Source organism: Paludibacterium yongneupense DSM 18731, assembly GCF_000422925.1.
Lineage (GTDB): Bacteria > Pseudomonadota > Gammaproteobacteria > Burkholderiales > Chromobacteriaceae > Paludibacterium > Paludibacterium yongneupense.
The window spans coordinates 203,155-217,541 of record NZ_AUGZ01000004.1; the positions used below are offsets into that span (position 1 = coordinate 203,155).

Sequence of the window (14,387 nt, forward strand, 5' to 3'; positions counted from 1 at the left end):
CTGCGCTCGGCATCAGTAGTGAGGAGGGACTTCGTGCGCACCCGGAGCGCCGCCTTCACCCGGTTCCTGCCGGATTTGCTGGTACAGCAGGCGTAGCTGCTGCTGCAGCAAGTCGATCTCCTGCTGCTGCCGGGTGACGGTACGATTGAGTGCGTCGAGCAGATCGTCCTGAAAGGCGATGCGGACTTCCAGTTCGTCGAGGCGTGATTCCATATTCATTTCCTTGTTGCGGGCGCGTCGTCCACGCGGGCGTGCCGGGTAAGGCGTCAGTGTAAACTACAGAAACGGGGCGGGTGGGTGCAATACCGCCGGGAGGCTGCGATAATGCCGATATCGATGCGATTGGAATATAAAATGGATTTGGCGCAAGGGATGGTGGTCGTGCTGGTAGTCGTCTTCGGCCTGGGATTGAGCGCGGCCTTCATCGGTCTGCTGTTTGCCCTGATTACCGCCATCGGCAAGCGGGAGTGGGGCTGGGTGCTGGCCATTGTGTTGACCTGGCCACTGGCCGCCAGTTGCTATGCTGTCGCACGCCGCCGCAGCGATCCCCGGCTCGGCCGCTTGCTGTTGCCGGGGGTCGCCGCCTCCGTCGCGTGTCTGCTGGTGCTGGCGCTGCTCGCGCACAAGATCGGCTAGCCGCCTCGTGCGCTACCGGCTGGCGCGAGGCAAGCCGTCGATATGCTCGCCCGCGGCCAGCGTCAGAATTTCGACTCCGTCCCCGGTCACGGCGACCGTATGTTCCCATTGTGCCGACAAGGAGCGGTCGCGGGTGACCACGGTCCAGCCGTCGGTCAGGACTTCGGTGCCGGCCCGGCCCGCATTGATCATGGGTTCTATGGTGAACACCATCCCGGGTTTCAATACCAGGCCGGTGCCCGCCTTGCCGTAATGCAGCACCTGCGGATCTTCGTGATAGCGTTGCCCGATGCCGTGTCCGCAATAGTTGCGGACCACGGAGAACCCTGCCTCTTCGCTCAGACTCTGGATCGCATGGCCTATGTCGCCCAGCGTGGCGCCGGGACGGACCTGGCGGATGCCGGCCAGCATGGCGCGGTAGCTGGTTTCGACCAGGCGCTCGGCGGCGGCGGATATCTGTCCGACGCGGTACATGCGGCTGGTGTCGCCATGCCAGCCGTCCTTGATCACGGTCACGTCGATATTCACGATATCGCCCTCGCGCAGAATGTCGCGCGGCGAGGGAATGCCGTGGCAAACCACGTGATTGAGCGAGGTGCACAGGGTTTTCGGGAAACCGTGGTAGCCGATATTGGCGGCCACCGCGTGCTGTACGCTTTCGATATGATGGCGACACCAGTCGTCGAGCGCTTCGGTACTGATGCCGGGGCGTATCATGGCCGCGATGCCGTCGAGCACTTCGGAGGCGAGCCGACAGGCGACGCGCATTTTTTCCAGATCGGCCGCGGTTTTTAGTGTCACATTCATGTGTCAGGCTTTCTTCACTTGCGGTTCGGCTTGCACCTTATCCGTCAGCAGCAGCCGAATCACCCCTTTCATCAGTGGCAGGATGGTCGTGAAGTCCAGGTCCTGCCTGCGCAGCGAGCGGAACGTGATGCCTTCGAACAGGGCGGAGATGAGTTCGGTGCGCGCCTCCACCCGTTCGTCGCTGCCGCAGCGCTGCACCAGCTTGCGGAACTCTTCGCACAGCACTTTGTCCGCCTGGCGGGCGATGGCGGCGACTTTGGGACTGCGCCCGGCTTCGGCCAGGATTTCCACCTGCAGTGCGGTATTGTCGTGGTTAAGGCACTCGGCCTCGAAATCGATGTCGTTCACCATCGATTCGACGGTATCGGTCGCATTCTGGTGGTTGGCGATCAGCCCCTGTATGCGATTGACGTCGTTCTCGACGATGGCCGTGATGATCGCTTCTTTGTTTTCGAAATAATGATAAATGTGCCCGACGCTCATTCCGGCGACGCGGGCGATCTCCGCCATGCTGGCACCGTGGAAGCCTTTCTGGCGGAAACAGACGGACGCGGCGTCGAGGACCTGGTGCCGTCGATTGGCGCTGCGGTCAGGCATGTCCTGCCTGCTTTCTCTGTCTATCATTCTATCTTCTTTCTTCGGCAAGGCATGTTCGCAGCGGCGAAGCATCGACCGGGGAGGCGGCGGCAATTTACGTTTCTTTAGTTACAAATGCAATTTAATTTCTTGATTTGGGACAAAGGCTACCATAGAATGAACGCTCGAACTAGATCGAACATTCATTCTATTTCGCCGGGTGACAGCCCGGGCCCGATTCGGTCCCGGCTCGACGAGCAGCCGGGTGTGGACCTGCCGATTCAATTTCTAGAGGTGCAGTATGCAAATAACAAGACGCGTCTTCGTATCCACGATCGCCCTGGCGGTCGCCGCGGCTCTCGCCGCTTGCGGCAAGCAACAAGGCATGCCGCAGCAAACGGGACCGGTACAGGTCGGCATCGTTGTGGTGCAGCCGCAACAGGTTGCACTGACCAGCGAACTGGCCGGGCGCACGTCGGCTTTCCTGGTCTCGGATGTCCGGCCTCAGGTCGGCGGCATCATCCAGAAGCGTCTGTTCCAGGAAGGCAGCGATGTGAAGGCCGGACAAACGCTGTATCAGATCGATCCGGCCAGCTACAAGGCCAGCTATGACAGCGCCGTCGCCGCCCTGGCCAAGGCCGAGGCGACCTTGCAATCGGCGAAGCTGAAAGAAGGGCGTTATAAGGAACTGGTCGCCATCAATGCCGTCGGCAAGCAGGACTATGACGACGCGTTTGCCGCACTCAAGCAGGATGAGGCCGATGTCGCCGCCGACAAGGCCGCGGTGGAAACCGCACGCATCAACCTCAATTATACCCGCGTCACGGCGCCGGTCTCCGGCCGCATCGGCAAGTCCAGCGTGACGCCGGGCGCTCTGGTCACCGCGAGCCAGAGCACGGCACTGGCTACGGTGCAGCAGCTCGATCCGATGTATGTCGACGTGACCCAGTCCAGTGCCGAATTGCTGCGGCTGAAGCAGGCGATCGCCAGCGGGCTCGTGCAAAAGGCCGGCGATACGCAGGCGCGGGTCAAGCTGACGCTGGAAGATGGCTCGCCCTATCCGCTGGAAGGCAAGCTCGAATTCTCCGATGTCACCGTCGACCAGACCAGCGGAGCCGTCACCCTGCGCGCAGTATTCCCCAATCCCAAGCATGATCTGCTGCCCGGCATGTATGTGCATGCGGTCCTGGAACAAGCGCAGAGCAGCAAGGGCATTCTGGTGCCTCAGCAGGGCATTACGCGCGATAACGCCGGTAATGCGGTGGCCATGCTCGTCGGCGCCGACGGCAAGGTCGTCTCGCGTTCGGTCAAGACCGACCGCGCCATCGGCGACAAGTGGCTGGTCAGCAGCGGGCTCGTCGCCGGCGACAAGCTGATCGTCGAAGGCCTGCAGCGCGTGCGTCCCGGTGCGGTGGTCAATCCTGTTCCGGCCAGTAATGTTCAAGCCGGTTCAGAGGCTTCGGGGGCTAAATAATGTCGCGTTTTTTTATTGATCGTCCGATTTTTGCCTGGGTGATCGCGATCGTCATCATGCTGGCCGGCGCCTTGTCGATCAGCACCTTGCCGATTTCGCAATATCCGCAGATCGCGCCGCCCGCGGTGTCGATCAGCGCCAGCTATCCGGGGGCCTCGGCCAAAACGCTGGAAGATTCGGTCACCCAGGTGATCGAACAAAAAATGAAGGGTATCGATGGTCTGCGCTATATGTCCGCGTCGAGCAGCTCCAGCGGCTCGGCCACGATCACGCTGACTTTCGACGCCGGCACCAATCCGGACATCGCCCAGGTTCAGGTGCAGAACAAGGTGCAGCTGGCCATGTCGCTGTTGCCGCAGGCGGTGCAGAATCAGGGCCTGACGGTGACCAAGTCGACGTCGAGCTTCCTGATGGTCGCCGGCTTCGTCTCCGAAGACGGCAGCATGAGTCGTATCGACCTGTCCGACTATATCGCCACCAATATCGAGGACCCGATCAGCCGCGTGCCCGGCGTCGGCGACATCACGCTGTTCGGTTCGCAGTACGCGATGCGGATCTGGCTCGATCTCGACAAGCTGCACCAGTACAACTTGACGCCGAGCGACGTGGAGAGCGCCATTTCCGCTCAGAACACGCAGGTGTCGGCCGGCCAGTTGGGCGGAACGCCGGCGGTGCCGGGGCAGCAGCTTAACGCGACCATCACCGCGCAATCCCGGTTGAAGACGGCGGAGGAGTTCCGCAAGATTCTGCTGGTCAGCAAGACGGACGGCTCGACCGTGCATCTGGGCGATGTCGCGCGCATCGGCCTGGGCGGCGAAAGCTATGACGTCGTTTCGCGTTTCAACGGCAAACCGGCGGCGGGTCTGGCCATCAAGCTGGCCACCGGCGCCAACGCGCTCAGCACCGCGACGCTGGTCAAGAAGAAGCTGGCCGAGTTGGAAAAGTTCTATCCGCACGGCATGAAAGACGTTGTGGCCTATGACACCACGCCTTTCGTCAAGATCTCGATCGAAGAAGTGGTCAAGACGCTGGGCGAAGCCATCGTGCTGGTGTTCCTGGTGATGTATCTGTTCCTGCAGAACTTCCGGGCGACGCTGATTCCGACCATTGCGGTGCCGGTGGTGCTGCTTGGTACCTTCGGCATCCTGTCGGCCTGCGGCTTCTCGATCAACACCCTGACCATGTTCGGCATGGTGCTGGCGATCGGCCTGCTGGTCGATGATGCCATCGTGGTGGTGGAGAACGTCGAGCGCATCATGAGCGAGGAGGGGCTGTCGCCATACGAGGCGACCAAGAAGTCGATGCAGCAGATTACCGGCGCCCTGATCGGCATCGCGCTCGTGCTGTCGGCTGTGCTGGTGCCGATGGCCTTCTTCGGCGGCGCGACCGGGGTGATCTACCGTCAGTTCTCGATCACCATCGTATCGGCCATGGCCTTGTCGGTCATCGTGGCCCTGATCCTGACCCCGGCCTTGTGCGCGACTTTGCTCAAGCCGGTCGAGAAGGATCACGAAAAGCACCATACCGGCTTCTTCGGCTGGTTCAACCGCCAGTTCGACAGCGGCAGCGCGCGCTATCAGCGCATGGTCGGCGGCATTCTGAAGAAGACGGTGCGGTGGGCTATCGTTTACGGCGTGCTGGTTGTCGCGATGCTGGTGCTGTTCATGCGCATTCCGACCTCCTTCCTGCCGGAAGAAGACCAGGGCATCATGTTCACCCAGATCCAGCTGCCGGCTGGCGCGACGCAGGAGCGTACGCTGAAGGTGGTGGATCAGGTCGAGAACTACTTCCTGAACAAAGAAAAGGATGCGGTGGCGTCGGTATTCAGTGTGGCCGGGTTCAGTTTCAGCGGTAACGGTCAGAATACGGCAATGGCATTCGTCAGGATGAAGGACTGGTCGGAACGAACCGCTCCGGGCCTCAGCGTACAGGCGGTGGCCGGACGTGCGATGGCTGCGCTGTCGCAGATCCGCGATGCGTCCGTGTTCGCTTTTGCGCCGCCTGCGGTGATCGAGCTGGGCAACTCCAGCGGTTTCGACCTGGAGTTGCAGGACCGCGGCGGCGTCGGCCACGACAAACTGGTTGAAGCACGCAATATGTTCCTGGGCATGGCGGCCAAGGACCCGCGTCTGGTGGCGGTGCGGCCGAACGGGCAGGACGATACGCCGCAGTTCCGGCTCGATATCGACCATGCGCGCGCCAAGGCGATGGGCATTTCGGTCTCCGATATCAGCAACACGCTGTCGATTGCCTGGGGCGGTGATTACGTCAATGACTTTATCGACAAGGGGCGGGTGAAGAAGGTGTATCTGGAAGCCGACGCCCCGTTCCGCATGCTGCCGTCCGATATCGATCGTATGTACGTGCGTAACAGCACGGGCGATATGGTGCCGTTCTCCTCGTTCTCGACATCGCACTGGGACTTCGGTTCGTCGCGGCTGGAACGCTATAACGGCGTGTCGTCGGTCGAGATTCTCGGCCAGCCGCGGCCGGGTCTGAGCTCGGGGCAGGCGATGGATGCGGTCGAAGAAATCGCGGCCAAGCTGCCGCCCGGCATCGGCTTCGAATGGACCGGTCAATCCTATCAGGAACGCATGGCCGGCTCGCAGACGGGGTCCTTGTATACCATTTCGATGCTGGTGGTGTTCCTGTGCCTGGCTGCGCTGTACGAGAGCTGGTCGATTCCGTTCTCTGTCATGCTGGTGGTGCCGCTCGGCATCGTCGGCGCGCTGCTGGCGGCATCCGTGCGCGGTCTGTCTGACGACGTTTACTTCCAGGTCGGCTTGCTGACCACGATCGGCTTGTCGGCCAAGAATGCGATTCTGATCGTCGAATTCGCCAAGGCGCAGCAGGAGCACGGTCTGTCGGTGGTCGAGGCGGCGCTGGAGGCGGTGCGGCTGCGGCTGCGCCCGATCCTGATGACGTCGATCGCTTTCGGTCTGGGCGTGCTGCCGCTGGCGATCAGTCACGGTGCCGGCTCGGGCAGCCAGAACGCGATCGGTACCGGGGTGCTGGGCGGGGTTCTTTCCGCCACCTTCCTCGGCATCTTCTTTATTCCGCTGTTCTTCGTCATGGTGCGTGGTTTCTTTGCCGACAGGAAAGCGCCGGCGGCCGCGGAAGGCACGATAGAGCATGTCGACTCGGAGCAACATTGATATGACACGAACCCTAATCCCGGCCGCACTGCTGCTGTCGCTGTTGACGGCATGCGGTACGCTGGCCCCGGACTACAAGCGTCCCGCGTCTCCGGTCGCGGCCGGCTGGCAGGGCGCGCCGGCCGGCGCGAGCGATCGCGAGGCGGCGGATATCGGCTGGAAAACGCTGTTCAAGGACGAACGCCTGCGCCAGGTGATCCAGCTTGCCCTCGACAATAACCGCGATCTGCGCGTGGCCGCCCTGAACATCGAGGAGGCGCGTGCCGAGTACCGCATCACGCGCGCCGACCTGTTCCCGACCGTCAAGGCCACGGGCGGACAGAGCGCGAGCCTGACGCCGAAAACCCTGTCCAGCACCGGCCAGCCGTATGTGTCGCGCGACTATAGCGTCGGCCTCGGTTTCAGTTCGTATGAGCTGGATTTCTTCGGCCGCTTGCGCAGCCTGAAAGACCAGGCGCTGGAGAGTTATCTGGCGACGGCCGAAGCCCGGGACAGCAGCCGCATCAGCCTGATCGCCGAAGTCGCGACCGATTACCTGACTCTGGCGTCCGATCAGGAGCAGTTGAAGCTCGCGCAGGACACGCTCAAGAGCCAGTCCGATTCGTTGCAGTTGACTCAACGCCGGCTCGACCTCGGGGTGGCGACGGCGCTCGATCTGAGCGATGCGCAGACGTCGGTCGAATCGGCGCGGGCCTCGGTCGCGACGTATACCAGCCAGGTCGCGCAGGATCAGAACGCGCTGGAGCTGGTGATGGGCACGCCCTTGCCGGCCGGGCTGATGCCGTTGCAGTCGCTGGGCGATGCCGTGGCCGATGTCCCGGCCGGTGTCAACTCGGACGTGTTGCAGCGCCGTCCCGACATTCGCCAGCTCGAGCATAAGCTCAAGGCGGCCAATGCCAACATCGGTGCGGCGCGTGCGGCCTTTTTCCCTAGCATTACCTTGACCGCCAGCGTCGGCAGCGGCAGCAGCCAGCTGTCCGGCCTGTTCAAGTCGGGGTCGCGGACCTGGAGTTTCTCGCCGTCGATCAGCATTCCGATCTTCGAGGCGGGACGTCTGAGCGCCGACCTCGATGTGGCCAAGATCGAGACCGATATCGCGGTCGCCAATTACGAGAAAGGCATCCAGACGGCATTCCGGGAAGTGGCGGACGCGCTGGCGGAACATGCGACGCTAGGCGACAAGGAGAACGCGGAGCGCGCGCTGGTCGATGCGAGCAGCCGCAGCTATGTGCTCGCGCAAGCGCGCTACCGCAACGGCGTCGATGGCTATCTGCCGGTGCTGATTTCGCAGCGCTCCTTGTATAGCGCGCAGCAGAACCTGATCACGGTCCAGCTGTCGCGGGCAAGCAACCTGGTCACTCTGTACAAAGTACTGGGTGGCGGGGTGAAGGATCAGGACTGATCTTTCGGTTTCATTTTTCCGTTCCACGCCGCCATGTTCGTTGGGCGGCGTTTTTTTTTGCCTGCGGGACGGTCCCGTCGGGTAAATCCGGCATAAGTTTCAAGCGATATGCCTAACCGGTAGCGCGTATTTTTCCCGTCTTGTGCGTGCAGCCGTGGCAGGCGTCGTCTTCTTGCGGCTAGATTGCGATACAGGGAGCGGGACGCGATATCCGGCGCCACCCTCTCTTTCCCGTGAATGGAGCATGCAGTACGGAGCTTTCCGCTGCACGGTGGCAACTGCCATCGGGTGCCTCGACACCCCGGCCCATGGTAACGCACAAGGAGACTTGAGATGAGGCTGAACAGCATTTCCTTCCACGCATCGCGGATTTTGCTCACCCTGCTACTGGCGCTTCCCCTGCTCGCCGGGGCGGCGACCCGTACCCTCAACTTCGACGATGTCGTACTCCAGCCGACCTGGGGCCAATCGTTGGCATCGGATTATGCCGGGTTCAACTGGTCCGCCGGCTTTTCTGTGCTCAATCCCACCGGCTATATGCCGGGCTCGCCCCCGCTGGCGGGACGGATTTCCGGCGACAACGTCGCGATCCTGGGCAATGGCGGCAGCGGCAGTTTTGCTGCCACCAACGGCACTTTCGACTTGCTCGGCGCCTGGATGACGGCGACCAATTTTCCCAATCTCACGGTCGAAGTCCAGGCAAAGCACGCGGGCATCGTGCTCTACGATCAGATCGTTTCTCTGAGCACCACCGTGCCGGAGCGGGTCGCGTTCAATTTCTACGGTATCGACAGCGTTTCATTTCTGAGTCATGACAGCCTCAACGGCATCGTTTTCGACGATATTCAGGTGGTCACCCCCGTGCCCGAGCCCGAGGGCTATGCCTTGCTGGGAGCTGGGCTGCTCGGCCTGCTGCTGCGTCGGCGCCGGCGTCAGATCCTGCACTGAATGAGCTGCTGTGGCGGGAAGGCTCCCGTCGACGGTTTCCCCGGCCCTTCCGCAGATATGGAAGGGTTCTTTTTGTTTCACGAGGACTCCAGTGTGGCGTTGTTGCACCACTCGGCTGAAGGGGCCGAGCGCCCCCAAGCCCCGGGCGGACGCATCCCATGCCTGCCGTTTGCGGCGTGCGCGGCGCGATCATGGTCGCCACCGGCGGTGTGGAGTGGCTGGCTGGATGAAAGAGAGACGGGCGCCGGCTCGGTGCTTTCGAACGCTGTTCGAGAGCACATGGGCCACGCCTCCTTATCGACTGCACCGGCCGCCGGGACCGGGGATCTTGCTCTTCGCGGCCGGAAACACCTGCGCGCACAGAAAATCGACCAAAGCCCGAACTTTTGGCGAAGGGTGTTTGCTCGCCGGCCACAGCACGTGGAAAACGCCGGAGCGTTCCACATGATCGGCCAGTATCAGCACCAGCCGGCCATCGGCCAGTGGCTCGCGGATGGCGAAGTCCGGCAGGCAGGCGATTCCCAGTCCTTGCAGCGCAAAGCACACGCGCGTCTCGATGTTGTTGCAGATCATTGAGGTGGGCAGTTGCAACTCGGGCTCGCCGGGCGTTTGCCGAAGCGCCCAGGTCTCCAGCTTGCCGCTGTTGGGAAAGCGGTAGTGCAGGCAGGCGTGCCGCCGCAGATCGGCTGGCGCCACGGGGGTGCCTCGGCGCGCCAGATAATCGGGCGAGGCCACCAGCTGCATCTGGAACGTGCCCAGACGGCGGGCCGACAGGCGCGAGTCGGCCGGTTCGCCCGTGCGCACCACGGCATCGAAGCCTTCCTCTACCACATCGACCATCCGGTCGGTGAAGTCCAGATCCAGTTCGATCTCGGGGTACTCGCGCATGAACTCGCCGAGCACCGGCAGTACCAGCGAGCTGACCAGCGGCAGGCTCACCCGCAGGCGCCCGCGCGGTGCGGCGCTGGCTTGCGACAGCTCCAGTTCCGCCGCCTCGATTTCGGCCAGGATACGACGACTGCGTTCCAGGAACAGCGCGCCTTCGGCCGTCAACGTGACACTGCGCGTGCTGCGGTGGAACAGGCGCACCCCCAGCTTCTCTTCCAGCCGCGCCACGCTCTTGCCGACGGCCGAGGCCGACACGCCCAGCAGCCGGCCGGCGGCGACGAAGCTGCGCGTCTCGGCGACCTGCACGAACACCACGAAGCCATTCAGGCTGTCCATGATCGACTCTCCTTGCAATTACGGACACTTATTTCCGTACATCATGGAACTGTAGCCTACTTTTTCTTTAATCGAGAAGCTTCTATCGTCGTGGCATTGTCCATTGAATCGAGGTACTTGCCATGAAGAGCGCCCTATTTCCCCTGCGCCAGGGTGTCCCTCCCGCGCAGCTATCCGCACGCATCCAGGCGGTCGTTCAGCAGGCGCTGGACGACCGTCGCCTGGTCGGCGCCGTCGTCCTGGTCGCCCGCGATGGCGAGCTGATCCATCGGCAGGCCGCCGGTTTCGCCGACCGCGAAAGCGCACGGCCGATGGCCCTGCAGATGGGTTTCCGGCTGGCTTCGGTGAGCAAGCCCATCGTTTCCACGGCAGCGCTGGTCCTGGTGGCGCAGGGGCGGCTCGCCCTGGATGCGGGCATCGAGCGCTGGTTGCCCGGGTTCCGTCCTTCGCTGGCCAATGGCAGCCCGGCGCGCATCACGGTGCGGCAGCTGCTCAGCCACACGGCAGGTCTCGGCTACCGCTTCTTCGAAGCCGACGCGGACGGTCCCTATGCGCGGGCCGGCATTTCGGATGGCATGGACGCCTCCGGCATCACTCTGGCCGAGAACCTGCGGCGCCTCGCCAGCGTGCCGCTGCTGTACGAGCCGGGCACCTCCTGGGGCTATTCGCTGGCAACCGACGTGTTGGGCGCACTGATCGAGCGCATCCACGGCACGCCGCTGGACGAGGCGGTGCGGCAGTTGGTGACGGGCCCGTTGGGCATGACCGATACCGGCTTCGTCGCCCGCGATGCGCACCATGTCGCCGCTGCTTATGTCAACGATGCGCCGCAGCCGCACCCGCTGGCAGAGGGCGAGACCGTTTCGGCTTTCGACGGCGCCATCGGCATCGCCTACAGCCCGGCCCGCATCTTCGACGCGCAGGCCTTCCCGTCGGGAGGCGCCGGCATGACCGGCACGGCAGGGGACTTCCTGCGCCTGCTGGAAATCCTGCGCCAGGGCGGCGGCACTCTGCTGCCCGGCGAACTGGTCGAGGAGATGGGACGCGACCAGACCGGGGGCCTTGATCTGGCCGCTGCACCGGGCTTCGGTTTTGGTCTGGGCTTCTCGGTCCTGCGTGACCCCCGGCTTGCCGCTTCGCCTGAACGGGCCGGCACCTGGCGCTGGGGCGGCGCCTACGGCCACTCGTGGTTCGTGGACCGGGCGGAGGGCCTGAGCGTGACCGCTTTCACCAATACCCTGTACGAAGGCATGTCCGGCCGCTTCGTCACCGACCTGCGCGATGCCGTCTATGGCGCGTTGGAGGCATGGCGATGACGACGAGACCTGCACGCATGGCTGCCATCGCGTTTCGCCGCGGTTCCACGCTGGCCGATCGGGACTGCCTGACCGACATCGATACAGAGCGTCCGGAGCCGGGGCCGCACGACCTGCTTGTGGCGGTCCGCGCCGTCTCGGTCAATCCGGTGGATACCAAGATCCGGGCGGGTTTGCTGGCTGCGCCCGATGCTGTCCGTTCCCTGGGCTGGGACGCCGCGGGGATCGTCGAAGCCGTCGGCGAAGCGGTCACGTTGTTCCAACCGGGCCAGAAGGTCTACTACGCCGGCTCTTTCGACCGCAGCGGCAGCAACGCGCAGTTCCACCTGGTGGACGAGCGCATCGCTGGCCACATGCCCCGCACCCTGGGTTTTGCCGAAGCGGCGGCGCTGCCGCTGACTTCGCTGACGGCCTGGCAACTGCTGTTCGACCGCCTCGGTGTCCCGCCCGGCAAGTCGGCCGATGCCGGCTGCCTGTTGGTGCTGGGCGCCGCCGGTGGGGTCGGCTCCATGCTGATCCAGCTCGCCCGGCGGCTGACCGGCCTGACGGTGATTGCTACCGCTTCGCGCGAGGGAAGCCGCGACTGGTGCCTCGCCCTGGGCGCTCATCACGTCATCGACCACCGGCGGCCGCTGCCGGCGCAGGTCGGCGCGTTGCAGCTGGCGCCGGTCACCCATATCGCGGCGTTGTCGCATACCGCCGAGCACCTGCACGAACTGGCCGGCCTGATCGCACCGCAAGGCCGGCTGGCTGTCATCGACGACCACGACACGCTGGACGCGGCGCCGTTCAAGGCCAAGAGCGTATCGCTGCATTGGGAGATGGTGTTCACCCGCCCGCTGTACCGCACGCCGGACATGATCGCGCAGCATCGCATCCTCGACGAAGTGGCGGCGCTGGTGGATGCGGGCGTGTTGCGCTCGACCGTCGGCCGCGTGCTGCAACCGCTGGACGCGGCCCGCCTGATCGAAGCCCATCGCCTGGTGGAAGCAGGCGGCGGCGTCGGCAAGGTGGTCGTGGCCCGTTCCATGGACGACATGGCGCGACCTGCGCGGGAGGCCGGACGATGAATGCTGCTGCTCATCACCGCCTGCCGCTGGCCTCGCTGCTGGCGCTGGCCATGGCGGCCTTCATCACCATCCTGACCGAAGCCCTGCCGGCCGGTCTGCTGCCGCAGATGGCGCGGGGCCTGGCGCGGTCCGAGGCCTGGGTCGGCCAGGCCGTCACGATCTATGCCATCGGTTCGCTGGTGGCGGCAGTCCCGCTGACCGCCGCCACGCAAGGCCTGAGACGGCGGCCATTGCTGCTGGCGGCCATTGCGGGCTTCGCCGTCGCCAATACCGTGACGACGTTCTCCGGCAGTTATGCCCTGACCATGGTGGCGCGCTTCCTGGCGGGTGTGTCAGCCGGGCTGCTGTGGGCGCTGCTGGCGGGTTATGCCGCACGCATGGTGCCCGGGCCTCAGAAGGGCCGGGCCATCGCCATTGCGATGGTCGGCACGCCATTGGCGCTGTCGCTCGGCGTGCCGGCCGGCACTTTCCTTGGCAATCTGGCGGGCTGGCGGATGTGCTTCGGCATCATGAGCGGACTGGCGCTGCTGCTCATGGTGTGGGTGCGCATCAAACTTCCGGACTTCGCTGGGCTGGCGGCGGGAAAACGCATGCCGCTGAGGCATGTGTTCACCCTGGCGGGCATCCGGCCGGTGCTGTTCGCGGTGCTGGCCTTCGTACTGGCGCACAACATTCTTTATACCTACATCGCGCCTTTTCTCGCGGCGTCGGGCATGGCTGGACGGACGGACCTGGTGCTGCTGGCGTTCGGCGTCTCGTCCCTGCTGGGCATCTGGATTGTCGGTGCCCTGATAGACCGGCATCTGCGTGCGTTGACGCTTGCCAGCGCGGCCCTGTTCGGCCTGGCCGTGCTGGCGCTCGGTGTGGCGGGCAATGCGCCTGTCGTGGTGTATGCGGCGGCGGCTGCCTGGGGCCTGGCCTTTGGCGGCTCGGCGACACTGTTCCAGACGGCACTGGCCAAAACGGCAGGAGACGCTGCGGATGTCGCACAGTCCATGCTGGTCACCGCCTGGAACGCGGCGATTGCCGGCGGCGGCAGCGTCGGGGGGCTGCTGCTCGAACGGCTGGGCGTCGGCGCATTCGCACCGGCCATGCTGGGGCTGCTGGCGGCAACGCTGGCGGTGGTGTGGGCGGCCAGGCGGCATGGCTTTCCGGCTGCTTCATGCCCGGCGATGCCCGATCGACAGACCGAGGCGCGGCCATGAAGGGCGCCCGGCCACTTGTTTTTCATCGCACTGGACCTGTCCGGTCTGCTATGCCGTCGAATTCGGCATGGCCGGCATCCTGCCGGCCATCGTCCAGCGCCATGGCGTCAGAGCGCTCAAGCCCGGTTGGCTGGTGGCCCTGTGAAGCCGCCGCCGGAGATCGATGCGGCTCCGGCGGCCGCACCGGTAGCTAGCGGAAGAGCCGCTTCCGCTATGCCGTAGCGGGCAGCAATCCACCCAGCAAGCTTTCGATGATGACGAGAAGGTCTATATCCCGTTCCCGGCCGGCATGCGCGTTGCCGCCGCCGCGCGCCCCTGCTTTCTACCACGACGCTCTTGTGCGGCTCCTGGTTCACAACGCCGCCGCCCCGAAGAGCGGCCCGAAATAGAGCCAAGCCCGCGTTCCATCCCGGCTTTCGGCCATCCGGCTGTTTGCGCTCCATCCCTGATGACGGCCATTTTCTGTGCTTGGCCATACTCCCGCCCCCGCATGCCGTTTCGGCGACGCCGCGTCGTCAGTGTTGTATTGGTGTGCAATTGGTATCGTCAGCGTGAATAAGATATGACATAATCG

General features: G+C 64.2%; 12 protein-coding genes. 8 read left to right on the forward strand and 4 right to left on the reverse strand.

From position 1 onward, the window contains the following. Nucleotides 1-12: 12 nt before the first annotated feature. Nucleotides 13-213, reverse strand: a complete 201-nt coding sequence (locus tag G520_RS0101050) for a SlyX family protein (protein WP_028534051.1) — start codon at nt 211-213, stop codon at nt 13-15. 141 nt (nt 214-354) lie between these two features. Here G520_RS0101050 and G520_RS0101055 point away from each other — a divergent pair, with 141 nt between their 5' ends. After that, the gene (locus G520_RS0101055; RefSeq protein WP_028534052.1) at nt 355-636 is read left to right on the forward strand and encodes a hypothetical protein; all 282 of its coding nucleotides are present in this window, start codon (nt 355-357) and stop codon (nt 634-636) included. Between the two features lie 12 nt (nt 637-648). Here G520_RS0101055 and map read toward each other — a convergent pair whose 3' ends face one another. Together map and G520_RS24705 are read right to left on the reverse strand one after the other, a co-directional pair. Next, nucleotides 649-1,443 carry a type I methionyl aminopeptidase gene (gene map / locus G520_RS24700; RefSeq protein WP_028534053.1) on the reverse strand — a complete coding sequence of 265 codons (795 nt, stop codon included), beginning with the start codon at nt 1,441-1,443 and terminating at the stop codon, nt 649-651. A gap of 3 nt (nt 1,444-1,446) precedes the next feature. Beyond that, entirely contained in the window at nt 1,447-2,067 is a 621-nt protein-coding gene (locus G520_RS24705; protein WP_028534054.1) for a TetR/AcrR family transcriptional regulator, read from the reverse strand. Between the two features lie 253 nt (nt 2,068-2,320). On the opposite strand from G520_RS24705, the gene G520_RS0101070 reads away from it, so the two are divergent. The 4 genes from G520_RS0101070 to G520_RS0101085 all read left to right on the forward strand — a co-directional run bounded on the left by G520_RS0101070 (nt 2,321) and on the right by G520_RS0101085 (nt 8,998). Continuing rightward, nucleotides 2,321-3,493, forward strand: a complete 1,173-nt coding sequence (locus tag G520_RS0101070) for an efflux RND transporter periplasmic adaptor subunit (RefSeq protein WP_028534055.1) — start codon at nt 2,321-2,323, stop codon at nt 3,491-3,493. Beyond that, nucleotides 3,493-6,648, forward strand: a complete 3,156-nt coding sequence (locus tag G520_RS0101075; RefSeq protein ID WP_028534056.1) for an efflux RND transporter permease subunit — start codon at nt 3,493-3,495, stop codon at nt 6,646-6,648. The genes G520_RS0101070 and G520_RS0101075 overlap by 1 nt, the downstream gene beginning before the upstream one ends. 1 nt (nt 6,649) lies before the next feature. After that, nucleotides 6,650-8,050, forward strand: coding sequence for an AdeC/AdeK/OprM family multidrug efflux complex outer membrane factor (gene adeC, locus G520_RS0101080; protein ID WP_028534057.1), 1,401 nt, complete (start codon nt 6,650-6,652; stop codon nt 8,048-8,050). Between the two features lie 333 nt (nt 8,051-8,383). Beyond that, nucleotides 8,384-8,998 (forward strand): PEP-CTERM sorting domain-containing protein, encoded by a 615-nt coding sequence (locus G520_RS0101085; protein ID WP_028534058.1) that lies wholly within the window; start codon nt 8,384-8,386, stop codon nt 8,996-8,998. A 294-nt stretch (nt 8,999-9,292) separates the two neighbouring features. On the opposite strand, the gene G520_RS0101090 is transcribed toward G520_RS0101085, so the two are convergent. Continuing rightward, nucleotides 9,293-10,222 carry a LysR family transcriptional regulator gene (locus G520_RS0101090; protein WP_028534059.1) on the reverse strand — a complete coding sequence of 310 codons (930 nt, stop codon included), beginning with the start codon at nt 10,220-10,222 and terminating at the stop codon, nt 9,293-9,295. Between the two features lie 122 nt (nt 10,223-10,344). Between G520_RS0101090 and G520_RS0101095 the strand changes: the two genes are divergently transcribed. Genes G520_RS0101095 through G520_RS0101105 form a run of 3 tightly spaced genes read left to right on the forward strand, consistent with a single transcriptional unit; the run spans nt 10,345 to nt 13,813 of the window. Next, nucleotides 10,345-11,538 (forward strand): serine hydrolase domain-containing protein, encoded by a 1,194-nt coding sequence (locus tag G520_RS0101095; protein ID WP_028534060.1) that lies wholly within the window; start codon nt 10,345-10,347, stop codon nt 11,536-11,538. Beyond that, nucleotides 11,535-12,608, forward strand: a complete 1,074-nt coding sequence (locus G520_RS0101100) for a zinc-binding alcohol dehydrogenase family protein (protein WP_028534061.1) — start codon at nt 11,535-11,537, stop codon at nt 12,606-12,608. The genes G520_RS0101095 and G520_RS0101100 overlap by 4 nt, the downstream gene beginning before the upstream one ends. Further along, entirely contained in the window at nt 12,605-13,813 is a 1,209-nt protein-coding gene (locus G520_RS0101105) for an MFS transporter (protein WP_028534062.1), read from the forward strand. The genes G520_RS0101100 and G520_RS0101105 overlap by 4 nt, the downstream gene beginning before the upstream one ends. Nucleotides 13,814-14,387 lie beyond the last annotated feature (574 nt).